The sequence below is a fragment of the bacterium genome, assembly GCA_021372535.1.
Classification (GTDB): Bacteria; Latescibacterota; Latescibacteria; order Latescibacterales; family Latescibacteraceae; genus JAFGMP01.
The window spans coordinates 1-25,183 of the sequence record JAJFUH010000160.1; the positions used below are offsets into that span (position 1 = coordinate 1).

20 protein-coding genes and 1 tRNA gene are annotated in these 25,183 nt (G+C 48.5%); 7 read left to right on the forward strand and 14 right to left on the reverse strand.

The features are described 5' to 3' along the window. Positions 1-172: 172 nt before the first annotated feature. From hrcA to LLG96_14145, 3 genes are all read right to left on the reverse strand, one after another. Positions 173-1,210 (reverse strand): heat-inducible transcriptional repressor HrcA, encoded by a 1,038-nt coding sequence (gene hrcA, locus LLG96_14135; GenBank protein ID MCE5251350.1) that lies wholly within the window; start codon positions 1,208-1,210, stop codon positions 173-175. Positions 1,211-1,527: 317 nt separating this feature from the next. Next, on the reverse strand, positions 1,528-1,881 hold the full coding sequence (locus LLG96_14140; protein MCE5251351.1) for a DUF1622 domain-containing protein: 354 nt from the start codon (positions 1,879-1,881) through the stop codon (positions 1,528-1,530). 265 nt (positions 1,882-2,146) lie between these two features. Then, positions 2,147-3,676, reverse strand: a complete 1,530-nt coding sequence (locus tag LLG96_14145; protein ID MCE5251352.1) for an FGGY-family carbohydrate kinase — start codon at positions 3,674-3,676, stop codon at positions 2,147-2,149. A 698-nt stretch (positions 3,677-4,374) separates the two neighbouring features. On the opposite strand from LLG96_14145, the gene LLG96_14150 reads away from it, so the two are divergent. The 4 genes from LLG96_14150 to LLG96_14165 all read left to right on the forward strand — a co-directional run bounded on the left by LLG96_14150 (position 4,375) and on the right by LLG96_14165 (position 11,680). Further along, positions 4,375-5,484, forward strand: a complete 1,110-nt coding sequence (locus LLG96_14150) for a DUF362 domain-containing protein (protein ID MCE5251353.1) — start codon at positions 4,375-4,377, stop codon at positions 5,482-5,484. A 123-nt stretch (positions 5,485-5,607) separates the two neighbouring features. Then, positions 5,608-8,700 carry a beta-galactosidase gene (locus tag LLG96_14155; GenBank protein ID MCE5251354.1) on the forward strand — a complete coding sequence of 1,031 codons (3,093 nt, stop codon included), beginning with the start codon at positions 5,608-5,610 and terminating at the stop codon, positions 8,698-8,700. Positions 8,701-8,942: 242 nt separating this feature from the next. Beyond that, complete coding sequence (locus LLG96_14160) at positions 8,943-9,965, forward strand: SMP-30/gluconolactonase/LRE family protein (GenBank protein ID MCE5251355.1); 1,023 nt, start codon at positions 8,943-8,945, stop codon at positions 9,963-9,965. Between the two features lie 56 nt (positions 9,966-10,021). Then, on the forward strand, positions 10,022-11,680 hold the full coding sequence (locus LLG96_14165; protein ID MCE5251356.1) for a pectate lyase: 1,659 nt from the start codon (positions 10,022-10,024) through the stop codon (positions 11,678-11,680). A gap of 221 nt (positions 11,681-11,901) precedes the next feature. Here the strand turns inward: LLG96_14165 and LLG96_14170 are convergent, their stop codons facing one another. From LLG96_14170 to LLG96_14180, 3 genes are all read right to left on the reverse strand, one after another. Next, positions 11,902-13,431 (reverse strand): pectate lyase, encoded by a 1,530-nt coding sequence (locus tag LLG96_14170; GenBank protein MCE5251357.1) that lies wholly within the window; start codon positions 13,429-13,431, stop codon positions 11,902-11,904. A gap of 234 nt (positions 13,432-13,665) precedes the next feature. Beyond that, positions 13,666-13,742: transfer RNA gene (locus LLG96_14175), tRNA-Arg, on the reverse strand. Positions 13,743-13,845: 103 nt separating this feature from the next. After that, a complete protein-coding gene (locus LLG96_14180; protein MCE5251358.1) occupies positions 13,846-14,784 on the reverse strand; it encodes a site-specific integrase in 939 nt (312 codons plus the stop codon). A gap of 137 nt (positions 14,785-14,921) precedes the next feature. Here LLG96_14180 and LLG96_14185 point away from each other — a divergent pair, with 137 nt between their 5' ends. Next, a complete protein-coding gene (locus LLG96_14185) occupies positions 14,922-15,146 on the forward strand; it encodes a helix-turn-helix domain-containing protein (protein MCE5251359.1) in 225 nt (74 codons plus the stop codon). Between the two features lie 30 nt (positions 15,147-15,176). Here LLG96_14185 and LLG96_14190 read toward each other — a convergent pair whose 3' ends face one another. The 7 genes from LLG96_14190 to LLG96_14220 form a co-directional block, all read right to left on the reverse strand. After that, positions 15,177-15,386: a hypothetical protein gene (locus LLG96_14190; protein ID MCE5251360.1), complete on the reverse strand. Its 210-nt coding sequence runs from the start codon at positions 15,384-15,386 to the stop codon at positions 15,177-15,179. 120 nt (positions 15,387-15,506) lie between these two features. Beyond that, complete coding sequence (locus LLG96_14195; protein MCE5251361.1) at positions 15,507-16,289, reverse strand: hypothetical protein; 783 nt, start codon at positions 16,287-16,289, stop codon at positions 15,507-15,509. A 337-nt stretch (positions 16,290-16,626) separates the two neighbouring features. Next, positions 16,627-17,535 (reverse strand): nucleotidyl transferase AbiEii/AbiGii toxin family protein, encoded by a 909-nt coding sequence (locus tag LLG96_14200; protein ID MCE5251362.1) that lies wholly within the window; start codon positions 17,533-17,535, stop codon positions 16,627-16,629. Then, positions 17,532-18,125 carry a type IV toxin-antitoxin system AbiEi family antitoxin domain-containing protein gene (locus tag LLG96_14205; GenBank protein MCE5251363.1) on the reverse strand — a complete coding sequence of 198 codons (594 nt, stop codon included), beginning with the start codon at positions 18,123-18,125 and terminating at the stop codon, positions 17,532-17,534. The genes LLG96_14200 and LLG96_14205 overlap by 4 nt, the downstream gene beginning before the upstream one ends. A gap of 106 nt (positions 18,126-18,231) precedes the next feature. Continuing rightward, entirely contained in the window at positions 18,232-19,413 is a 1,182-nt protein-coding gene (locus LLG96_14210; GenBank protein ID MCE5251364.1) for a type IV secretory system conjugative DNA transfer family protein, read from the reverse strand. Then, positions 19,397-19,870 carry a hypothetical protein gene (locus tag LLG96_14215; protein ID MCE5251365.1) on the reverse strand — a complete coding sequence of 158 codons (474 nt, stop codon included), beginning with the start codon at positions 19,868-19,870 and terminating at the stop codon, positions 19,397-19,399. The genes LLG96_14210 and LLG96_14215 overlap by 17 nt, the downstream gene beginning before the upstream one ends. A 2-nt stretch (positions 19,871-19,872) precedes the next feature. Then, positions 19,873-20,676: a hypothetical protein gene (locus LLG96_14220; GenBank protein MCE5251366.1), complete on the reverse strand. Its 804-nt coding sequence runs from the start codon at positions 20,674-20,676 to the stop codon at positions 19,873-19,875. Between the two features lie 432 nt (positions 20,677-21,108). On the opposite strand from LLG96_14220, the gene LLG96_14225 reads away from it, so the two are divergent. Beyond that, on the forward strand, positions 21,109-22,455 hold the full coding sequence (locus tag LLG96_14225; GenBank protein MCE5251367.1) for a hypothetical protein: 1,347 nt from the start codon (positions 21,109-21,111) through the stop codon (positions 22,453-22,455). 106 nt (positions 22,456-22,561) lie between these two features. Here the strand turns inward: LLG96_14225 and LLG96_14230 are convergent, their stop codons facing one another. After that, the gene (locus tag LLG96_14230; protein MCE5251368.1) at positions 22,562-23,269 is read right to left on the reverse strand and encodes a hypothetical protein; all 708 of its coding nucleotides are present in this window, start codon (positions 23,267-23,269) and stop codon (positions 22,562-22,564) included. An 894-nt stretch (positions 23,270-24,163) separates the two neighbouring features. Between LLG96_14230 and LLG96_14235 the strand changes: the two genes are divergently transcribed. After that, a partial coding sequence (locus LLG96_14235) for a replication initiation protein (protein ID MCE5251369.1) occupies positions 24,164-25,183 on the forward strand: 1,020 nt, incomplete at its 3' end.

The following is a 25,183-nucleotide window of genomic DNA, read 5'->3' on the forward strand; positions in this document are numbered from 1 at the left end:
CTTGTGATAAAGTCTGTAAGTGTGGATATAAGCTGTCAAGGGTCGGCACGAAGTGCTGATTTACATGCCCTTGACAGCACCGAAACAATACATTTCATTATCGGGCTCGTGAAAAATATACTTTTTCACAGCCCTCTTAAATATGTGAATAGAACGGGCTAACAACGATGCATCAGTATTTCGAGAAAAAATCCGCCGTAATTTCCGCGGTATATCTGACAATCGCGGCGAGCCTCGGATAATGTACCCGAAGCGGTCCTATCACTGCGACAAGCCCCTGTTCACTCCCTGACCGGAAGACACCCGAGATCATGGAAAGTATCGGTTTCGGCCCCCAGAAATCGCTTCCGCCGATGTATATGTTTACATCGCTGTTATCATGAATGGTTAAATTGAGCGCCTGCGCAAGCTCGCTCTTGTGCTCGTAAAGATCGATCATCTTAAGCGTATGGCCGAACGGGGCAAATTCCGGGTGAACAAGAAGCCGTGAAAGCCCCGCTATGTGAAAATCGGTGTCTCCGGTGAAATCGAATATCTCGTCCCGTTTATTGAGAATCACGTTGCAGAGGCTCTTGTCGCCGCCGGATAGACCCCTGAGGCGGATATCGATAGAGGTTTTGATCTCGGCCACAGTCAGTCCGTGGAGACGGGCAGAGAGGAGTCGGGCGGTTTCGTCGATTTTGGTCCGGGGAATGATTTTATCCACAGTCAGATGTATGGTCTTTACCAGGCCATTATTCAAAGAGATAACCAGAAGATATCTCGATCCCCCCATGTTGACTATTTCGAGACGGTCGAACAGCGCCTGTTCAAAGGACGGCGATATCGACACCCCGATAAGATCGGTAACTTCAGAGAGCACCTTTGCTATATGGCTCAGGAACATCGTGGCGTCGTTTTCACGGAGCACGCGCTCGACGAGGAGTTTTGCGTCACGGAAATCCGCATCCGAAGAGTCCACACCGGGCAAAAGATGGCTGACATAATACCGGTAGCATTTCACGGTGGGAATCCGGCCTGCCGATGTGTAAGGCTGAGCGAGATATCCCTCGTCCTCGAGCTCTTTCATGATGTGCCGTATGGTCGCGGGGCTCAGACCGAGGCCGCATGCCGCGGCAACATAGGAAGACCCGACCGGTTCCGCAGTTTCGAGAAAGGACGAAACAATGGTCTCGATAACCCTTTCACGTCTTTCTTTCAGATTCACCATTCCCGTTCTTCCGGATAATCAGGGAGACTGCCGCACGAAAGTCCCCGTTGAAGTGTTGTAATAATAAGCCATACAGGAAATAGTATATTTCCGGTTAATTTAATATAATAAAAAAAATTGCATCTAAAGTCAAGCATATCGAGACGGGTGATTACAAGCGATTCTTTTTTAACCTATAGAACACATTAATATTTATATAACTTCTCGAAGAATATGTAACAGAAGCCGGAGGATTTCGAAGAATAATACAGGGGAGATTTAAAAATCACTTGCCCGGTATCGACGTTGCCGGAAAATTTTTACCGATAAACGAGACATCATTCATTTTTTTTATTCAACGGCTCGGTTCGGATGTTTATCTCACGTAAAAGAAAGTAATTCAAAGCTGTCCGTAACGCAATGATCGCAGCAAGCTTGCCGATATCATCCCAGGCGGGCGCAACGGTTGTGTTCACAATACTTGCCCCTATCAGAAACCCCAGTCCGAGTGAAAAGGAATGGCCGAGTTCCATACGGCTTTCCTGGATATCACGAATCGACTCCGAAGAAGAAAATACGTCCTTCATAAAAATAATAAGCGCTTTTATGACTCCTATGAAAATCACCAGAATTGCCAGAAGCTGGCAAATGCCTGCCATCAGACCGGTCAGCGGTTTAATTATACCAAACATATGTAAAACTCCCTTTTACTGAAAACAGGGATTATAATTTTTGTCCCGGTGAAAATGGGGCTATAAAACAATGCATTCTACAGTTCAAATATATGAAATAACTCACTACATATCAATATATTTTAGAAAACTGAAAATTCCCCAATTTTACATTTCCACACTGAGACGTTCATCCACTTTAAGTGCACAATAAGTATCCAAATGAAAGGGCGACGTGAAAAGACTTTCCCTTTGTGCCTTGTGCCTTGTGCCTTCTGCCTGTCTTTTAAACCGCTCCGTATACCGGGTGCAGTGCCGGGGCGATATTCGCGAAAAACCGCTCGTACCAGTCGCGGTACTCCTCGTGACGGGTGTTGTCGGGCTCGTACACCTTCATGGGGAAGGTCATCCGGGACAGGGCGTCCTGTTCGTTCCGGTAAACTCCAGCACCCATTCCGGCAAGAATCGCGGCTCCAAGGAGGGTGACCTCGGGGTTGGCGATGACCTCGACCGGTTTCCCGGTCACATCGGCTTTCATCTGGAGCCAAAACTCGTTCTTCTGGACTCCACCAAGTGAACGGAGCCGTCTGCATACAGCGCCGGTGTTGTCCTCGATGACCCTGATCTGACGGGCGAGCTGGTAACAGGTCGCCTCGAACACAGCCCGGACTATCTGCCCGCGCGTCGTGGTTGTGGTGATGCCGAGTATGGTACCGAGCGAGCCGTACGCCTGGAACGGGCCCATACCCCTGATAAAGGAGGGCAGCACCGCGACGCCGCCCGCTCCGGGCCCGAACGCCTGCGCCTCCCCGATCATGGTTCCGTACAGGGCGCTTTCCTCCGTGCCGCGGTAAAGATTCGCGCCGACCCATTCGAGCACGCCGCCCGCGATCATGAGGCTCTGGCAGAGATACTGGCCCGGCAGACAGTGACGCTCCCAGTCGATGCCGGAGTCGAAGAGCGTCCGGTTCGGCGTGAATGTATCGAGAATCGCGATGATCATTTCCCATGTCCCGGTGATGTCCACGAAAGTTTCTGGATCGGTCACCCCGGCTCCGAGCGCGCCGATTTCACAGTCATGACCGCCCGTGGCGACCGGCGTACCGGCGGGTATACCGGACTGCTCCGCGGCTTTACCGGTGACAACGCCGATTTTACGGCCCGACTGGGAGACTTCAGGGAAGACAGTCCTGCTCACGCCGATCGTGTCGAGCATACGGTCACTCCACCGGTCTTCATCGATATCGAGCACCGTTGTCGTCGACGCCATGGTGATCTCGGTAGTGAACTCGCCGGAGAGACGGTTGACGAGAAAATCCTGCGTCATGAGGTAGCAGTGGGCTTTTTTCAGGACATCCGGTTCATGGACAGCGAGCCAGCGCAGACGGTTGACTGTCTGGATGCTGTAGTTGTGGAACCCGGTTATCTCATAGATTTCATAGGGATCGATCTGCTTCGTAAGCCATTCGGTTTCCTCGATGTTACGGGTATCGTGCCAGCTCGAAAGAGGATAAAGAAGACGGCCTTTCTCGTCCACGGGGGCGCCGTCCACCCCGAAACCCGACACCGATACACCACCGATCTGCGAGGGTGATGCAAGATGCCCTATGACCTCCCGGGTGCACTGGCATACCTTGTCCCATATGTCATCGGCATCCCAGATGAGCCAGCCTTCCTTTCCGCCCGGCTGCGGCACCGGCCCGTTACGGCGTGATGCGGATGCGATGAGAGCGCCGTCGAGGCTGAACACGGCGGCCTTTATGCCGGTCGCGCCGAGATCGATTCCCATGAGAACCTGTTCCGAATAGCTGTCCATGGAGTACTCCTTGTGTATTGCAATTAATTACTCGAAAGTTCAATCGGTATTTTTTCCGCTTTTCACTCTGTCTCTTTGTCACTCTGTCCCTACAAAACCATTGAGGACAATGTTAAGAACAAATTAAACCATATACCATGCAATCACCAACAAAAAAAGCGGGTATACTCTCCGCTTTTTAGTTTTGTTATTTTTATCCGGTTACTTCACCAATAAATTCTCTTGACCTCACCCCACGTGCTGGTTTTCTCCTTCGTGCCGGTACAGCATTCGGGGGTGGGCGGATTTCAATGGCGACCTCCTAAAACCACGATAAATTATATTGTAATACATTGATTATAAATAGAATATAGATCATTAAAGCCTGTGAATTTATAAACCCGTTGAAAAGCCCCGCGGTCACAACCGGTTTTCGGAAAAAGAATGGGTGCTGTCCGGGCGAGCCAAAGGCTCGTGAGTTCACACATTCCCGAAAAACGGGCATTGAACGGGGAATAAGGCTTTTCACGGGGTGCCCTTTCCTTGTTTACTTCCTTGGGGCACGCAAAGGAAGTAACATCTAAAAAAAGTGTTCTTTAAAAAAATGGGGGGGGCCAGGGGTTTCAACCGCCTTGACTTAACCCTGAAAAAATGCTTTATTACGTATAATATACAGTATGTGGTACCGTTCACGTCTACCAGGAATACACGAGGTTTCAATGGCACACAAAAAAGAGACTAACAAGGAAACACTGCTATTCGCAGATGCCGTGATCGAGAGTCTTGAAATGGAAAAGACACTCCCGGCGAAATTCAAACGTATGCTGCTCAGGAGTAAGCTCCCCAAGCGTGTCGAGGGTAAAACGGTCACCATAAAGATGCACCTTGGCGGCGGCATCGGTTTTACCACCATCCATCCGGTGTTTGTGAGAATTCTTGTCGATGCGGTCAAGAGCGGCGGCGCTAAATCGGTGAAAATCATCGACAGCAGGGCGGAAACCGGCATCGCACGGGGGTATACCCGAGAGGTGCTCGACTGCCCGGTCGTCTCATGTTTCGGCGAGACAGGCAAATACTACTACCATGAGCCGATCGGTTTCAAGGAGCTTGACGAGGCCCTTCTTTCCGGCGAGGCAATCGACTGCGACTTTTTCATCGATCTTTCCCATGTCAAAGGTCACGGCACATGCGGATTCGGCGGCTCGCTCAAGAATATCGCAATGGGGCTTATCACTCCGGAAACCCGTAGTAAGCTTCACCACCTCGAGGGCGGGCTCACCATCGACCGTGAGAAATGCGTATACTGTCTCAAGTGCTTTAAAGCCTGTCCCAACCAGGCGATCCAGAAAAACGACGCCCGAAAGGAAATCTCCTTCTTTTTCCATAACTGTACCTACTGTCAGCACTGTGTGATGATCTGCCCCGAAAAGGCTATCACCATGGAAGACCGGAGGTTCGAGGATTTCTCACAGGGAATGGCGCTCGTTACAGCGGCGTTTCTGAAAAAATTCAAGCCGGAAAATCTGTTCTTTATCAATTTCCTCACCAATATCACCATATACTGCGACTGCTGGGAGTTCAGCTCCCCGTCGCTCGTGCCGGACATCGGAATACTGGCGGGAAACGACATTGCGGCAATCGAGACCGCCTCGCTCGACCTTATTAAGACCGAGAACTTCCTGCCCACCGGCCTGCCGAAAAACCGTAAGCTCGGCGATGGGAAACATCTGTTCGAAAAGATACATGCCAAGAATCCGTATATCATGATCGATTATCTGCAGGAATACTATCCCTGCAATTCAGGCTATGCGCTCGATGAAGTGAAATAAATATATTAGTTTATGGTTTCTCGTTTCCGGTCTCTGATTGAAAGAGGAGTCCGGACAGTACCAGTTGCGTTGTATTATCTTTAACCATAAACTATAAACCATAAACCACAAACCAGTTATCATATGATTCCTTCAGAGGATACGATCAGGGGACGGTCGCTTAATATTAATAACCGCCCGTCCTTCATGTTCGGCGGAGAAATCCATTATTTCCGTATTCCGCAGACGCACTGGAATGACCGTCTCAAAAAAACCCGCGCAGCCTTCATCAACACCATCGGCTCGTACATACCGTGGAACCTGCACGAGCCGGAGAAGGGAATATGGCGGTTTGACGGGGGCTGCAACCTCAGGGCCTGGATCGAATCCGTCCGTAAGAGCGGTATGCAGTTCTTCGCCCGTCCGGGGCCGTATATCTGCAGCGAATGGGATATGGGCGGACTCCCACCCTGGCTCATCGGTGAAGCGGATGCAGTCCGCACGGTCGATCCGCATTACATGGCCGCGGTGAGCCGCTGGTTTCACGAGGTGAACCGTATCCTCCGCGATTTTCTCCCGGAGGCCGGCGGCAATCTCATCCTGTACCAGATCGAGAACGAATTCCTGTGGGGCGAGCTCCAGTATTTTCTCCAGATGGCGGACATCGTGCGCCGTGACGGGATAACATCGCCGCTCGTGACCAATCTCAACCCGTCAGTCCGCAGGCATACCCCGATAACCGATACGCTCGACCTCTACCCGGGGCCGTGGAATGTCCATAAATCGGAGGTCGCCATCGCCGACCTGCTCGAAGAGCAGCCGGAAAAACCCGCAGCCTGTGTCGAGTTCCAGACGGGTTTCGCAGCTGAAGCCGGGAGCACGCTTCCCACAATGGTCGGCATGATCGGGCAATCATGGGTCGAAGTTCATATCAAGGACTGCATCGCCCGCGGGCTCAACCTTATCAACTTCTACATGTTCTGCGGCGGAACGACGTTCGGTTACCATACCGGGCGCCGTGATATCACCTCGTACGATTACGACAGCGCCATCCGCGAGTGGGGAGAGCTCGACGGCAAGTATTACATGGTGCGCCGTATCGGGAGTTTTCTCCATCACTTCGGTAATGACCTCGTACAAACACTGCCTGACGGTGATATACCGGTTCAGGCGCCGCGCGGCGTCTCTGTTCTCCGGCGGAGCGGATATGAGTGCGTCTTTTTGTTCCCGCGCAATCTCACGCGGTCGCCGCAGGAGATTACCCTGAGGATTGAAGTGCCGGGTCAGGGCGGGATTCCGTTTCCCGCAAAAACCGCTCTCCGTCTCGCGCCGCAGTCCATGAAAATACTGCCGGTCAACATTCCACTCGGCGGAGCCATCCGCCTTGTCTACAGCACATCGGAGGTATTCGGAGTTTACCGTCTCGAGGACGAGCTGATCATCGTAGTGTACGGCGAACCGGGCGAACCGGGCGAGATTCTCATCGGCGGTTATGGTTCATTCGACCATTCGCGCGGAAACGCCGCAGTCGAAAAGACCGGGGACAACCTGCTCGTTTCATTCACGCATACACCCGGATTTTTCCACATTCTGCTCGTAAGCGAGCTCGAGGACGAATTATCGAACGTTCTCGGCGGCATCCGCATCATCGTCGCGGACAGAGCAACCGCTGAACACACATGGATCGGGATAAGAGGCGTCGACCGTTTCCCCATCATGTCGAATCTCTATTTCATGGATATCGAATCCTCGGCAGCGGAGAGCCTTTTTCTGGCTGTTTCCATGAGGCCCGGGGATAATCAGTGGTTCGAGTTTCCCTGCAACTGCACGCCGATCATTCCGCCCACAGTGTCTTTTAACGGGGAGAACCTGAAGACGGTCACGGTCAACAAGCTTCTGAAAACGGTCAGGGTAGAGCTTCCTCCTGTCGAAGAACCCCTTTATTCGGGAACGATGACGCTCACCGGCTGGACAATGGAGGCGGAGAATCCGCTTGCCCTTTCAGACGATGGCGGGTGGAAGCCTTACAATGCGTTCCGGGGGAACGAGCACTCCGGCCAGTTTGATACAGGTTATTACGGCTACCGGTGTTCGTTCGGAATCAACGACGACCCCGGAGGAAAAAGCCTCCATCTTACCGAGATTCACGACAACGCGGTCGTCTACCTCAACGGTGTTTGCCTCGGCGGTGTTATCGCATATGATTCAAACGGCTCACGGTACAGCGCCGATGTGAGCGAAATATTGCGCCGCGATAAACAAAACGAGCTGTTCGTGCTTCTCGAAAGCGAAGGACGGCCCCGCAAGGGCGATGAAGCAGCAGTTACCGGTATCACCGGCCCCGTTATTCTGTCAGGCCTGTCGGAGGATATCCCGCTCGTTTCGTGGAAACGCACGGTTCTCCGTTTCGAGACGGAATCCATGCTCGGCGCGGTTCCCTCAGAAGCCCTTCCCGAAAGCGACGACAGCGGATGGGAAACGGTTTCGGTCAGGCCGGGATGGGACAGCCGTATCGTCATACCGCCCTCGACGACCTATATCGAGCACGGCCACGAGCGGCTCTATGTCGTCTACCGCACGAGTTTTCAGATCGACGGGAAAAACCGGCCTGGCGGATGTGTGCTCGATATCGGAAAAGCGGACGGGAAATGCTGGATATACCTCAACGGCAGGCCGGTCGATAAAAAGCACCAGGAGCGCTTCTGCGCCGACCTTACGCCGTATGTAACAGAGGGGGAAAATGTTCTCGTCATCATCCTCCGTAATTTCCGCTGGTACACGACCATCGGCCTGCGCGGCGCGATAACGTTGCGGTGTGTGGACAGGGTTTTGGGCGATGGCTGGGAATGTATACACGGATTGCCCGGTCAGCGTAAAGGATTTCCCGAAACCGGTATGGGCGCTGTAAAAAATCCCCCTGAAAACGTCGATTTCCCAGGGATGGCGTGGTTTTTCCATGAATTTGCCTTTACGTCACAGCCCGGCTGGACAGCTCCGCCCGGTCTGACGCTGAAGGGATGGAACGCCAAGATACTCATCTACCTCAACGGATTTCTCATCGGCCGCTACCATCCCGATGGCCCCCAGGAACGGTTTTATCTGCCCGAGGACCGGCTCGCCGACACCATCCGTCTCGTACTGTTCTGCAATGCGTTCGGGAAACCGTTGAAAACCGGCAGCGCGGAAATCGGTCCATATTACAGGGTGAAGGAAGGCATGATCGAAATCGGTTTTTAACAGGTAATATCCACACGATGTAATAGAACGCGGATTTACGCGGATTTGTTATCATATGTTTTTGATGTGAACGATCAATAGTTGCTGATGACAGTATACTAATCACTTATTATTCTTTGTGCCTTTGTGTCTTTGTGGTGTAATATTTTTATAAATATCCCGATCTGAACCGGATTTCCGGCAATGGAGTAATAATGTCCATATCATATTCAAACCTGTTTTAATCAATGAGGAGTTGTATCATGACATGTCGTTCTGCTTTGTGTGTTCTCGGAATTGTGCTCGTCACGTCAGCGGTTTCATGCGAAAAAAAGACCACGGAGAAATCACCTGAAGTTTCTCAGACCCCGCAGACTGCAGTTTCCTCGGGACTCGACGCGATCGTCCCGGCGGGGGCAAAACTCGAAAAGGTGACCACCGGCTACGAATTCGATACCGCGGGCTCCCCGCTGGACATGAATGGCGTACTCTATTTTACCAACAATAACTTCGATCCGGCCGACAGGAGCTGCACTGTCAGGATGGATGCCGCCGGACAGTACACCGTTCTTCGCAAGGACAACGGGGTGACAACAACACTCCAGAACAGCGGCAAGGGAACGATCTATGCCTGTGAGATGCTCGGACACCGCGTAGTCGAGCTTGACAGGGATTGTGCGGTTTTACGGGTTCTGTGCGGGGAATACAACGGAAAACGTATCGACGGTCCCAACGATCTCGTCGTCGACCGCAAAGGCGGCATCTATTTCACCGATTCCCAGTTTATCGGAACCCAGCAGAAAATGCAGGACAAGCCCGCCGTGTATTACATCAGGCCGGATGGCACGGTGATTCGGATTATCGACGATGTAAAATTCCCCAACGGCTTGTGGCTTTCGCCCGACGAGAAGACGCTCTACATATGCAACACGCAGGGACGGTATCTTCTCGCCTATGATGTCAATCCGGACGGTACAACCGCCAACGGGAGGAATTTCGCCGAGCTTCAGCTCAATCCGGAGGTTATCGGCCCGAACAGCGAGGAAAGCGGTGCGGACGGCATCGCTGTCGACAGTGCGGGGAATGTGTATGTCGCCACCACGAAAGGTTTCGGCATTCAGGTGTTCGACAGCGCGGGGAAGCATCTCGGCAACATTCTCTGCGATACGGCCACCAATAATCTCAATTTCGGCGGTTCCGACCTGAAAACGCTCTATGTTTCGGCGAAGGACGGCATCTATAAAATCCCGGTGAAAATCCCCGGAATGAAGGCGCCGCAGGGATGATGATGAGAATTCATAGATAATTGCATAGTGATTTATATCGACAGGGAGGAAATTCAATGGTTGGAAATATCGGACGTTTCAGGTGGATGCTCTGCATTCTTGTCATCCTGCTCACCGTCATGGCAGCGATACCGACCGCTGCCCAGAAACAGAACAAAAAGCTTCTCGACCAGACATGTGTCGCTATGGAAAAAGCAACGCGGTTCATGGTCGATACGGTCAGCACGAACGGCGGTTATGTTTGGTACTACCTCCCCGACCTGTCAAGGCGGTGGGGTGAGATGGAAGCATACGACACCATGATCTGGGTGCAGCCTCCCGGTACCACGAGCATGGGGCACCTCTTTCTCGATGTTTACCATGCCACCGGCGACAAGCTGTACTGGGACGCTGCGGAAAAAGCCGCAAACGCCGTCATCTGGGGCCAGCTTGACCGTGGCGGTTGGAATTACATAGTCGATTTCGCCGGAGACCGGTCGCTTAAAAAATGGTACGACACCATTGGAAAGAACGGCTGGCGGCTCGAAGAATTCCAACACTATTACGGCAACGCCACCTTTGACGACGATGTGAGCTCCGATGCGGCGAAATTCCTGCTCAGGTTGTATCTCGAAAATCTCGACCCGAAATACAGATATCCGCTCGACAAGGCAATCGACTTCGTGCTCGAAAGCCAGTATGCCATCGGCGGGTGGCCGCAGCGTTACCCGCTCCGCTATGATTTCGTCCATCACGGGAAGCAGGACTATTCTTCCTTCTTTACTTTCAACGATGATGTGGTGTGGGAGAATGTGAATTTCCTCATCCAGTGCTACCTCACCCTCGGCGAGCAGCGGTTCCTCGATCCCATTAACAGAGGGATGAATTTTTACATCATTACCCAGCAGGGCGAGCCTCAGCCGGGATGGGGACAGCAGTACACCATGGACCTCAAACCCGCCGGCGCCCGGACATATGAGCCGAACGCGCTTCTTCCCGGCTATACCGCGGTTCATATCCGTCTTCTCATGAAATTTTACCGTCTCACCGGCGAAACGAAATTCCTTGCTGGTATTCCGGCAGCGCTCGACTGGCTCGACCGGTGCCGTCTGCCTCAGTCGATGACCGAAAACGGGAAGTACACCCATCCGGTGTTTGTCGAGATCGGCACAGACAAACCCCTCTTCGTCCACCGCAAAGGATCGAACGTTGCGCACGGCTTCTACTATGTCAATAACAGCGATGATCTGCCCAATGTCCATTACGGCATGAAAGACCGTATCGATGTAGACCGTCTCCGCCGCGAGTATGAAGAGACACTGAAGCTGACTCCTGAAGAGGCAACAAAGGATTCGCCGCTCCTGCCGGGCCGTTTCACCGGCGGTGTGGTTCCCCAGAAGTTCTATGACATAAAGAGCCAGGGTTATACCGCTTCGTCCCTGTATTATGGAAAAGTCAAGGCCCCCGAAGAGGCGCAGGTGAAAGAAATCATCGACAGGCTCGACAGCAAGGGCTGCTGGTATGAAAAGCATGTCTATGTCAGTAACCCATATATCGGGGACGGCACGAAGACCGAGCAGACCGACCGCTATGCCTCGACAAATGTGGGAGATGAGACCGACACATCGCCGTACCGCGACGAATCGGATCAGGATTACATCTCGACAAGTGCGTTCATCAAAAATATGACCGTGCTCATGAACTATGTGATAACGCAGAAACAGCTTGAAAAGTAAGGCAGAAGGCACAAGACAAAAGGCACAAGTGAAAAGCCGGATAATCGGGAGAAATCCGCCTGTGGTTGTGCCTTTTTGTCACTCTGTGCTTCCGGAGAAGTAGAAGGGTATAATGGCGCTTACAAAGAAAAGGACTTTTTGAATTTATTCATCTGATGTGGGAAACTACTACCTGTATATATTCTCTTTACACTATTCTGACTTCTGGCTCCTGAGCAATGTCATCTGATATATTTCAAGAGTGTCTGCATATTACTAATATAGGTACCTGTGCTGATGCCCCTGAATTTCATATGGGGATTATTAACCAGATCATGAAAGTCCTCGAATTCAATTTCCGATATCCATGCGCCACGGTCATCCAGCGACTGGATAAGTTTTTGAACGGTATCGGGATCGGGACGGTGCGACGCCGATTCCGGTTTTTTCGACTGATATTCAGCCTGCGCCTGTTCCGGGGTCAGTGAGCTGACTCGCCGGTATTCCTGTTTCAATTCCTGAACGTTCACTATGGTCTGAAATCCGTACCCAGGCATGAAATTTCCCGGGATGGAATCGATCCTCACATGTCCGGTCTCGACTCCGGAGCCCTCACAATGGGCATAGAGCGGTTTATTTGTTCCCGGTTCATAAAATGTGGCATGAGTTACATTTTTATTTGTCTTCTGGTTTTCCGGAAGGTACGAATTCTCAAGCCACTCAAGAGCATCCGGGATGCCCCTGAGATATCTTTTATCGCCGGTGATCATATAAAAATTTTCGAGATTACGAATACATTCCACCGTAGCGCTCGATGAAATCGCAGCGGGCTCGTAGGATCGGGCCTGAGCTGGTCTCATCGATGTATCGTACTGGTCGCACCATCCCGCCTGAGGGGACGCCATCTGTGAAATGACGACAAAGTCCATTCCTCTGAGAGCCGCGTTCCTGTACGCTTCATTACCCAGTTTTTCCCATGCTTCAAGCAGAAGATAGATATTATTAAATATGACTCCGTCATTATAGGTATAGAACGACGTATAATCGGGATGACCCTCGAAATTGAAATCATACTTCAACGGGTATCGCTGCGGCCATGCCCCATTGGGATACTGGGATTCGAGAATAAAATCCAGCGCTTTGACAAGCGGCGTTTTATACGCCGGGTCGATAGTCGCCATATACAGGCGCAGGAGGTATCGTGTCGCCCCCGCGGTGACATCGTCATCGAACGTGCAATTACCGGCATAATGGTAGAATTCTTCCCAGAGCCAGCATTTCGATAGAACATCGTCGTACCACTTCTGAATTCCTGACGGGTCGAAGTCGATATAATAATCCCATCCACCGGCCGGGAGCTGACCGTAAACGAGGGCATCGGCAAGCCGCTTTGCGTACCCGATGTAACGGGTATCCTCTGTCGCTTCGTAAGCGTCGAGAAGCATGAAACCAACCTGCGGCGTCGCTCCCTGAACCCAGACCATCGTCCTCTTTGCCGGGACTTCACCCCACTGCTCGGTGAGGTCGGGTAAATAGGCCCAAACGAATGCACCGTGGCAGGATACCTTGTTCATCATGAAGTCGGTCGCGGTCTGCATCGTTTTCATGACTTCATCTTTCCCCGGTCCGGACAGGGGAGCAGCCTGCGCTTCAACATTCCCGGGCCCCAATAAAATCAGGAGGGTTACCATGAATGCCCTGAGTATCCCTGGTCCGACAATCTCATGGGAAAAGCCGGCGGAACATCTAAAACGTTCTTCGATACCGAACATATACGGGACCTCCTTTCACGGAACAGATCGTATGGACAGGAAAGGCTGATGTTATCCCCACACCTCTCACGGAACTCAACCCGTCCACTCTCCCAACCCAAGAGAGAGGGGGAACTCAGGACAATGTGGTCTCAACAGCACTAATGTATGAATTATCAGGATCAGGTAAAATACTTTTTTTATTTCACATGATGCGCAAGGTTAATTCATTGGAGAATAACGAAGTGTAATAAATGGCGCGCCAAGCAGGACTCGAACCTGCGGCCTACTGCTTAGAAGGCAGTTGCTCTATCCGACTGAGCTATTGGCGCACCTCGTTGCGGCAGAAGAGGTTATAAGATATTATTTTTCATTTATCAATTTTCTCTGGCAGTTTTCTGGCAGTTTTAAAAGAGGATAGTTTTTAACTATCCTCTATGGCAATAATGCCAAATATCTTTGTGTTGTCGACAGATTGCTATGGCCGAGCAACATCATGATCTCGAAAATCGGCGTTCCATTTTTCGATAATTTTGAAGCGTACCGATGCCGGAGCGAATGCCAGTTCCAAGATTTCTGCCCAAGTTTATGGACATACTTCTCAAGAAATCTCGGCTCCTTCTTCCAGCGATTGAATCCCTTGAAATCAACGAGCAGTTCCGTTGTATACGGTACTTTCCGGGGAATAAGGCTTCCATGAAGGCTTTTACGCGTGTGGAGAACCAAAAATCCATCATAGATGTCTTTGGATTCAAACCGTATCGCTTCCGATATCCGCGCTCCAGTGTTCATGACAAAATGAACAAGAAGGGCTTCATCCCTATCGCAGAGTTCAAGCACCGCATCAATATCTTTATCAGTGGGAATATACTTGATTTGCTTATCTTCCGCAAATGGTTTTATACCGACGACGGGATTTTTAATGTCCAGTTCGTGGATTTTAATCCCATAATTAAACAATGCTTTAAGGCAGGTTATACAGACATTAACCCGGCGGTTGCCCTTGCCCCTGCTTTGTAGATCATTTGCATAATCAAGCAATAGAGTATTGATGTCTTTTCTCGTTATCTGCGATACATGGATATTCCCGACCTTATCCAACAGCAGCTTCAATGCGAAATGATTATCCCGATAGTATAGCACACTGTTCTTCACCTCGATATAATTTAAGCGATCGTTCATCAGGTCAAAGAGCTTCATGTCTTTCTTCGGGTTTTTCAATTCTTCGTCAATTTCGAGCACATGCCGTTTCTCGGCCAGAAGCGCTTCCTGCTTGGTGGCGTATATGGACGGGCTTCGGTACTGTATGCCCTGATACTGACCCCGGTAGCGCCACCTGAAACCGAACTTTGTTTTGATTTTTTCAGCTGGCACTTGCATTTTTCCTTTCCGGAGTTATATTTCTTGCTCGTGATATAGTAGGTATAAAGTGGAGGCGGTTTTGTATTTACTCAAAAAAGCTTGAGGTGATGATTAACAGTGAGGATTAGGGACACATAACGGAGGACGTTATGGATAGCCCCTACCTCTCGGTCGCTCAAGTTGCCCAGTTGCTTGGTAGAACCCCGAAATGGGTCTACGAGAACAAGGGTGTAATACCCGGCTTCTTCAAACTGGGCGGAAGTATCTTTTTCGACCGGGAAGTCCTAGAGTCAGGCCTCAAGAACGCTGCCACTCAACCTGCGAAGAGACCGAAGCCGGACAGTCGTAACGACCGTCACGGCCTCCTCTCTTGAAACTTCAAGCCCTCGCCGTAACGGCGGGGGCTATTTTTTGTTGAAGTCCTTGAAATCGTAAAAATGCCGGTGGTTGTGAATTTCCTTGTAGACATTCATCACAATGCGGCGTCCCTGCGAATGACGTTTCTTTGACGATGTACGACGCCTTTTCTTGCCTGGCTTCATTCCCAGCGTCTGGTTGACGATCTCATCCGCGGCTGAATTCATTTCGTCAAAAACCACGTTGAGTATTCCCACGTCTCTCACCTCCTTTCGTCATGGAAGCAAAATAAAAGCTTGTTTTTGCAGGAGAAATGGAAGAGATGTCAGAATTTGAAAGAAGATGGGAAGATATTCAGTCAGTGGTTATAAGGAGGATTAAAACAGCGCGGAAACATCCTCGCCGGTCAGTTCGAGAACCGGCTTCGCCAGCTTCGGGGTTTTGACAAAAGAAAACTCGCACAAACGGTTTCGGATGTTCTCCGGCTCAGGGTGCAGCAGGAGAATCCGTTTGAATTTCTGCAACAGTTCAAGCTGTGTACCGGTGGCCGACTTGCCCATGAGACCGACAACGAACGGGAATCCCAGGCTGTGGAGGTGAACGACCTCAAGAACGGACACAACCACAATTACAGCATCCTTTTTCTGCCTGTATAGATTGTAGATCGTGTCGCGTTTGAATCCTTTCGGGAAAAACCACTTGCCGTCCTTGAGACCGACATAACCTATGTGGTCGTTGTTGTGGTCAATGATTTTGAAGGCAATTTTCCCGGCCATGATGGATTTCCGGCCGCAGTAGCCGATGTCGAAAAACTCGGCCGCTTCTTTGCCGATACCCAGATTTGTAACTTCCACGTGGCCATGATCCAATTCAAGTGTCGGGATGTCCCGCTCGGGCTTTTTCGGTTCGTCGAGAAAATGCTTTTTCAGTTCAATGGCACAATCCCGCAGCGTTCCGCCGTTCCGGGCTTGCAGAAAATTGATGACACTGCCTTTGTCGTCCCCTTTCGGGTTGAAGTAGAGATTCTTTCCGGTGTCCACGATGAAGCCTTCGCCCCGCAGTTCCTTACCCTTGGTCGTGTACGGGATGTTGAGATAATCAAGCACATCCGCAAACGGTATCCGCTGGCTGATCTCGGCAAAGTCCAGAAACTCGGCCATAATTCCCTCCTGTGATTGTAATGTGCGTTTTCCTTTATCTTACAAGAGAAAAGGGGGAACTGTCAAAATCAGAGTCCCCCCTTTTCCGTTTTTACCCGGATGCAATGATGTTGAAAAGTTTCGACCTCACTCCTCAATCGTCACGACGCGGCCCTAGGTCGTTCCCTCACCTGCTCTATAAAACTACAAAAGTATCGCCATCGTTTTCGATAGCGCGAACCGGCGAAAGTAAAGAATGCCCCGTCTTATGGTTGGCTGTGCCTGTGCACCATAAGCAACCGGAGATAATTTATTATAGCATATTTTGGGATGAGTTTGCGCGAGGATAAAGAATATTTCACTTCCAGGGGCCGGGGGCGATCCAATTTATTGGAAAAGGATTTCCCGAGGAAATCGCAACAGAAAGAGGAGATAAAAAATCATTCACCGTTTTAATAACATCTGCAAATGTATTGGGGATGTGTTCTTGTTGAAGGCGTTTTCGAAATGCTGTCCATTGAATCTGTTTCTGTGTGATGAATTCCTCAGTAAATAAGATTGATACTTTGTGAAGCGGCGTTCTGCGACATTCAAATGTGAGTTTGATCGCTTCTGACAACTTCGTTCCCCCGAAATCGAAATATCGAGACATTAACCAGATGTCGTAGAAATCCTTCATCCGGCTATTTAATTCTCCGACTTTAACCATAATCTCAAATTTTTCCGCAATAACGCTTTCTCGGCTGTAACATTTCAAACGAGGTGCGGGGAAATCCAGCATGGTAGGTAAATCAATCTTCTCGGGAGCAGGAAAAACCACATCGCCGAAACCAATGTCTATTTGAAGGTAAACCTTGGCCGATCCCAGCGCGCCGCTAAGCAGAATTCTCATACCCTCATAATCAGCATTTTCAATAATTCTCTCGGCACGAACTGAATCCGGGTCAAAATCCAGTCCATCAGGTTCCACATCGAGAGCGATAATTTCCTGTATTTGGGTGATGATATTGGATTCTTCGTTGCTTGTTATCCCGAGCAGGTCAATGTCCATAGTAGGGCGGATTTCGGGGGAACGCCATGCCCATAAAAGGAGACCACCTTTAAGGATGAACCTGTCGGCGTATGGTGATTGGTAAAGCCGGTAAAGAAACCGCTCCATAGCGTAGTATTGGAGCAATTCGTTGAATGGCCGCTGATCGCTTCGTGCACGGTTGAGAAGAAGTTGCCGGACAGATGCTGGTAGATTCCTTGGAGTCCTTTCACTCAAATTGTCACCTCCAGGTAAGGCTTCATAATCTGTTCCATGCGGCAAATCCTGGCATACTTGAGTAGTTCGGTAAGATTGAATTTTTTCCGGACCTTATAGAGTTTCAGGGCTTCCAGCACAACATCCATCCCAATTTTGTTGCGGTATTTAAAACAATCAGCCAGTGTTTTTTCGGGGCTATAAATCCGAATCCTTGCTCCGTCAATCTTATAATCTTCAATACCAGATTGGAACGCAGTTTGTGAGAACTTATAAACACGAAGCGGCGGCTGTTTAAGTATATGCATCCGAGAATCCCGAGAAACGGCAATGAATACCTCATGTGGAATCTGCGTTGTGATTCCGTGGTACGACAGCGCCGAGATAAGACAAATAACGGCATTTGGATAACGAAGACTCACCGTCACCAGATCGGGATTGCTGATTGCTGGCATTTCCGCCAGCCGGTATACACCCCGTGTCACCTGTTCGATGATTCCCTTATCCCGCAGAGAATAAAGCATGTAGCGTGTGATATCAAGCGAAATGGCCTCGCTCATCCTCAGTTGCCCGCCATGCTCGCGAAAAACTTTTTCAGGCGATTTTTTCATTCTATGCCCAGACGAATTGTTTCCACTTATTTATAAGTGATAACAATATGTCTGTTTTCTTCGGGAAAAGCAACTTAAAATTGAACATGATATAGCGAAACTAAAATCACAATCCTATCCACTTGGTACTCAAAAAGTCAATATCTTTAGGCTTTAACACGGGTTCAGTCTTATGAGGTTGGATGCCCGGCCCCGGAAATGTCAGCACCTTGTGCGGTTTCTTCCCAATCCCGATATACGCCTCATAAGGTTTCAACTTCTGGATTTCTTGGGGATTGATCCCTATTTCCCGCGCCAGCAATTCCGCATCCTCGGCTCCGCAATTGAGCGCCACTTTGACATGACAACTTGAAAGAATCATCGACGCCAGTTTATTATCCACCTGCTTGAGAGAATGTCCGGCGAAATTGCAACTGATGTTGTATTTCCGGGCTTCAGCTAAAAATCTGGCAAACAGCTTGTTGACAAACAGGTGGTACTCGTCGCAGTAGAAATACAGCGGATCGCCATCCTTGACAGCCTGATGCATATAGTATGACTTGATTGAATTACTGACCAGGCAACCAATAAAAGCGGTAATCTCATCATCGAAGCCATTGAGGTTAAACACAACCACCTGTCGTTTTCTCACGATTTCAGGAACATCAAATTTATTCTCACCCTCGATGAACGGTCGTAGATTCTGGTCTTCGTAAAAAAGAGACAGCCGGGCTGATACCCGCTTGGCGCTTTCGATCTGCTCCTTGTTGACATACCAGCCCTTGCTGTCCTTTTTGTCAAAACTCTGCCAGAACTGATCCGGCACCTTTTTCCGCTCATCCTCGTACTCTAAAAACTGCCCAAGGTATTCGAGACTCATCCGGTCGTCGTCAAATACACGGATAGCATTCCGGATGATCTTGGCCATGAGCACGGTTATCGGCATCTGTTGGTCATCGGTCAGGGCCAGGACTGCGGAATTGACTACCTCGATGAGTTCATTGGCGATTTCCGACTTGTTGAGGTACATCCGGGTAAGAGGATTCAGCGATAACGGGTGGACTTTGTCGATATAGACAAGATGTATCGCAGGCACCAATCCGGCTACACGCTCGGCCAGATCGCCGTTCGGGTCAAGCACGATGAGGGCGTTGTCAATCTCGTCCTTGATGAGATTGAGGAAAAAAGTGGTCTTCCCGCTTCCGGTGGAACCGAGTAAAAACAGGTGTTTGAAGCGGTCTTTGGATTCAATGAAGGGTAAGCCTTCGCTTGCTATTAAAGGCGACCCCAGATCAATCAATGTGTTCATATTGCTTCAATCGCTCCAATATCTCATGTCGGTCAATCTCGAACTGTTTGGCTTGCCTTTCAGCTCTCGCAGTATCAGGTTTATATTTAGCATAATAGTAATAATAATATGCTGGAACAGAAATTGGAAATGCGAAAATTAGTAAAATCGCCCATAATCCCAATCCACCAGGATACTTGCTAGGAAACTTAGGTTGTTTAAGGCTGAAAAATTCATTTTCCAATTTTTTGATTTTATCCAGATCAGGAGTATCAAGGTCGCGTGAAAATACTAATTTCACATAGTGCTCTGTGTTGCGAACCTGATAGATCGTATCCCCTCGCCGTTCCAGCCGGTTATCAATATTTTTAATTTCCTGGCTGCTGAGCAAATTCCAGTAAAAATGCTGCATAAAATCAATTTGCTGCTGCTCATCCCGAGGATGAACCTGGATCGATTTGCTTTCTGTTCTGGCCATGTTTAATTCCCTCCTCTTTTTTTGTATTCGTTGAAATCAATCATCGATTTATCAGCTGTCGTTCTCTCAATATCGGCCTGGCTTTCATGTTTTCTCGCTTCTGCTTCGGTTTGTCGTGTTTCCGCAGCTGCCCTCCGCAAGGCAAATTCCCGCAGATCATCCATAAGTTGCATCTCGTTCGTGATAGTCTGGCTCGGATTGAAAATGGAGTTGATGACAAAGGTTCTCAGGTAATCCGGCAACTCGTTGATGTCGATTTTATCGACAACTTTCCGCATCAGCCCCATGCGGATGTCCTCCTTTTCCCGCTGGGCTTTGAGATTACTTTCCTGGGCTTTGAGAACATTGATTTCCACCTTCCGCCGTTCGTTGTCCAATTCCAGCGCATCGATACTTTTCCGCCGCGTATGTATTTCATCCTCAAGTTTCTGCATCTCGTTGATATGTTTCGCCTCGGCTATCTCGGATAACCGGTGGCCCTCGGCATCGACGAAATTCTCGTGTTCCCGGTATCGCTGGACAATCCGGGCCATTCGCTCCTGCGTAAGGTAGACCTCGGCATTGAGTTCAAGCAGGGCCGAATTCATATCCCGCAAATCCTGAATCTGGGCGATAAGAGCGCGCAAACGCTCCTCGTCCAGAAACATCTTCTCGTTCTGTCGCTTTTTCAGCCAGAGCCAGCCCGAACGGTGTGAATTAAGATTATCCTGTAACTGCCTGCCCAACTGCACGAGGTTCATGCCGGAAATGTCGAAGATCGGTAAATCGGGCATGTTCTCGTCGTATTTTTCCAGATCGTCAGCCATTGAAACCTCCAGTATTCAATACAATGATTTCATGAGAAATCTCAAGTCTGTTCATTTTTCAGCGAAACAGACTTGACAAAAAGTTTTTACCTCCTTAAACTTAAAAGGCAAAGACCTACCTGCCCTAAGCAGGATAAAGATCATTTTGAGCGGCGAACTCGAGGTATCTTTACAGGTCTTTTGAGCCATCACCTGTCCGTGGTGGCTCTTTTATTGGTGAATCTCGACCAAACATTGTATCTCCTGTAATTAATACAAACACATCATTTTATGTATTTCCACAATTCTTGTAAAAATTGACATCGATGTTGTTGGTAATGATTATATACTATCAGAAGAAAGACAATGTCCAAATTCGTCCATTTATTGCCCACGAAACAAACAGTTTGGATAACTATTATTAAGTTATTAGTAATAAAGGAGATAATTGTGATGAAGACATCACCATATAAAAATGAGCGTATGGGACGTCTGATAGAAGATGTTCGAAAATGCTATGGAATCGGTGTCAATGAACTGACGGAGAAGTTCAGGCAAGAATTAGGATATTTCAAAGGTTTAAGCAGGCAAACTTTTTCACGATATATTGCTGATGGAGTGGTACAATATAATTATGATAAAATCGCTGAGTTTTTTGGTGTTAAAAAAACCGATCTTACTCTGAAAGAACTTATCGACGATGATTACGATTATGAAGCTGTTTTGTACAAAGTACTTACATATCGTAAATCAATCGATGGTGAGCTTTTTATACAAGAACCAGAAATAATGTTACAGACGAAAAACCGACAATCTGTTGTCCCATTGAGTACCATTATTCGATATGAAAATGAATTATATTATTACGGAAAAAAAGTTGCTCCATCTATCAGGTTGATTGGTGCGGGCAGTGAATACTTCCCAGCGAAAACAATCCGAGTAATACCTTGCCCTGAAAATAGTTATATATTACCTCGGAAAATCCAGGTGCATAGAGAGGAAATACTTGCAGATATCAAAAACCAGGCGGAAGAAAAAAAACAGATATTCTTTGATGGACCCAATACAAGACTTATTGATTATAAAGTGGAAATACATGATGCGTCGGAGCAAAAGTATCTTGTCTTAAAACTTGGTCCAGTTGGTTGGTTTGATTTTTCTGTAAGCTCATATTATATATCTCATCTTTTAAGGGCAGGTAATATTCAAGGATTGAAGGAATTTATTGATGTTGACGAAGTTGCTGATTCAAAAGAACTCAGTCAAAATAAGCTTCCCAATATTCTTTGTGTTACTGTAACGATACTTACACATGATAGACATATTCTTTACTCAAAACGCAGTAAAATAGTTTCTGCTGATGGTGAAATGCTGTCAAGTTCAATCGCCGAAAACATGCATCAAAATAAAGATTATTCTTTAAGTAATAGACCTGATGACCTCCCGGCCCCTTTTCGAACAGCAATAAGGGGAATTAGCGAAGAATGCTCTCCCAAAATCGCGCAATATGTTGTCGAGAATTATCATAATTTATTGTTTTTGGGCATGGATTTTGACTTATCCGTATTACACCCAGATATATTATTTTTATTGATGCTCCCTTTGAATCTGCAAGAATTCAAGACTACTTGCAGAGAGTTTCCCGGAAAAGATTTCATTGAAGGTAGAATTCGTTCAGTTGCTCTATCGGATAATCAAAAAATATATGATCTTTTATCAAAGGAAAACTGGGTACCCGGTGGAAAAGCCTCTTTTATCCGAGCAATAGAATTTCTTAATCCTTTACCGGTGAAAACGTAGAAATTGATTAATCCTCTGGTCAGTAAAAGATGATATATACTGTGTCGTTGTGAACGTATTATTCGTTAGCTATTCTTGTTTCTGCAGAACTTTTTCAAGTCATCATTTATAACGCATTCCTGAATTCAAAGCCTTTCCCCCAGTCTTTTTTCACCGAACCGATAATCATCACCCGGAACGCGAAATCTTCAACCGGCGGGCAAGAGAATTTCAGATACCCGCTGAATGCTTTCCAGTAATTATAGACCGACATATCCTTTGACAGGCGCTTGTACCCGTCGTATTTCGTTTGCAGGTGAGCTTCCCAGTTGGGTTTTTCAGCTTCGATTTCCAGAAAATTCAACTGGTACCGGTGTTCTTCTTTTAAAACCAGTAAGGCGTCAGGTATGATATAGGGTTTTTCTTTCGGAAACTGCGGATAGAGCAGGGCGTAGTAATTCGGCAATTTGAGAGCCTGTACCAGCACGTCGGTGTTATATATCTCAGCCCCGCTCCCTTTCGGCACGGCCGGCAGCAACTTGAGATCGTGGCCGAGCGCTTTCAAGAGTTGCAAGGTCTTGGTGGTGGATGTATAAATACCAAGAGTCTCGTTGGCAAGCCGGAGGTAATCCAATTCGTGAAGCGTGCGGAGCTTTCCTTTTGTAGCGACTTTCTCCACGCCGGGAAATCCGATGGCCTTGAGATGGTTCTGTGTCACATACTTCAGCAAGGCGACGTAGTAGAGTAGGAGGTACACGCTTTCATAGCTCCGTCCAAAGGCGACAGGCTGAATTTCGCGCTTGAACGCTTCAAGGTCGGGAAGATGGTTTTCCATGTTCAAACTCTCCCGGGAATGTGTAATTATTGCAACTGGAAACTTTCTTCCAGGTGATTCTCATACATATCCGGAAAAACGGCTACACAACCCGGATTTAGCGCTGTTTCTTCCAGGTTGGCCCCTGTTATTTGCTCATTACATGAGGAAAACTTCCAGATGTCATTTTTCATCTCATAGCAGCACAATGAGATACGCAGCCTGGAAGGTTTTTTCATCCAACCTGTAAGGTTTTTCTGAAAATCTGGAAACTTTCTTCCAGGTCATCGATTATATCAATGGACAATATTTACTTATAATATTGTTATTACTTGGTTTATAGTACTTCTCTTCCCAATTGATGATTTCTTCCAGCCTGTAAGGAATCAGGAATATGCGCTGTGTTTTACAGTCAAAAACTTCCAGATTACAAAATACAAGTGCTTGTCAGCCATAGCATTGGAAGTTTTCTTCCAGGCTCATATATTAGGCTTGCATGCCTTCGTTGCCGAATACACAACCCCAAATATCGTCTATTAAAGTAAATGTTTTCGTGTAATGCAATAGAAAAATGCAAGGGCTGGCTCAGGGACGTATATATAAAATCTCACTACAATCAACCTGTCCTCTGTTGTTGTCATTTTTAAATGTTTTACGTATTTTCAGCTTCGTTTCAGCCAGTAAAATCAAGGCGCTGCCGCCTGAAATATAACCAAATGAGTGCCAACTATACCTTTTAGAATGTCAAATATAACCAACTGAGTGTTAATTATAACCGATTGAGTGTCCCGCTATAACTCTTTGAGTGCCAACTATAACCCCCTTGACAACTTCGTTATACTCCTGTACAATGGAATCAAACTCATCTCACATTCTATGCCTCAAAAACCTCAACCTCACGACGAAACCTGCGTCGTGGTCAAATCAAACTACCTCATCGAGGCCTCCTATCGCCTAAGCCTCCAGGAACAGCGTCTCATCCTCCTTATGGTCTCCCAGATCAAGCCGGAAGACCAGAGCTTCCACATCTACCGCATCGCGGTCAAAGACTTCAACCGCATTGTCGGCATCACCAGCGAGGGAAGCTACCAACGAACAAAAGAACTCACCAAGAAACTCCTCGAACGCTCCATGCAGATCATCAAGGACAAGTCCGTCCTCCAGATCACCTGGCTCTCCTCCGCCGAATACTTCGAGGGAAAGGGCTATGTCGAACTGAGCTTCGATCCCAAGCTCAAACCCTATCTCCTGCAGCTCAAGGAATTCTTCACCCGCTATCGCCTCCGGCATGTCATTCGCCTAAAAAGCTCGTACTCCATCAAGCTCTACGAACTTCTCAAGCAATACGAAACCATCGGTAAGCGGTCATTCACCCTTGAGGAACTCCGAAAAAAACTTGGCTTGAAAGATGAAGAGTACCCACTCTACGCCAACTTCAAGCAGAAAATCCTGTCCAAAGTCCAGGAAGAACTGAATGCCACCACCGACCTGTCGATTCATTTCCACGAACGCAAAACCGGCCGCAAGGTCGTCGGGATAGTATTCAGAATCTATCCGAACAGGCAACAACAACCGGATGAACTACCGGACTCCCTGACAACCAGAACCGACATCAGGCAGCGTCTCCGCGAATATTTCTGCCTGTCCGAATCCCAAGCCTCGGATATCATAGAACGCTACGATGAAGACCGCATCCTGGCCAACCTCGCCTATGTGGAAGTGAAGCAGAAACAGGGCGCGGTCAAGAACATCGGTGCGTACACTCTCAAGGCCATTGAAGAGGACTACCGGATACAAAAAAGCCGGTTTGACACCGACAAGGAGCGGGAACGCCGGAATAACGCTGCGCGTGAGGCTCAAAAACGGCTCTCTCAAGTGCGTGAGCGTGACTATGGTATGTTCAGGCGGAATATGCTGGATACCTTCAGGAAGGGC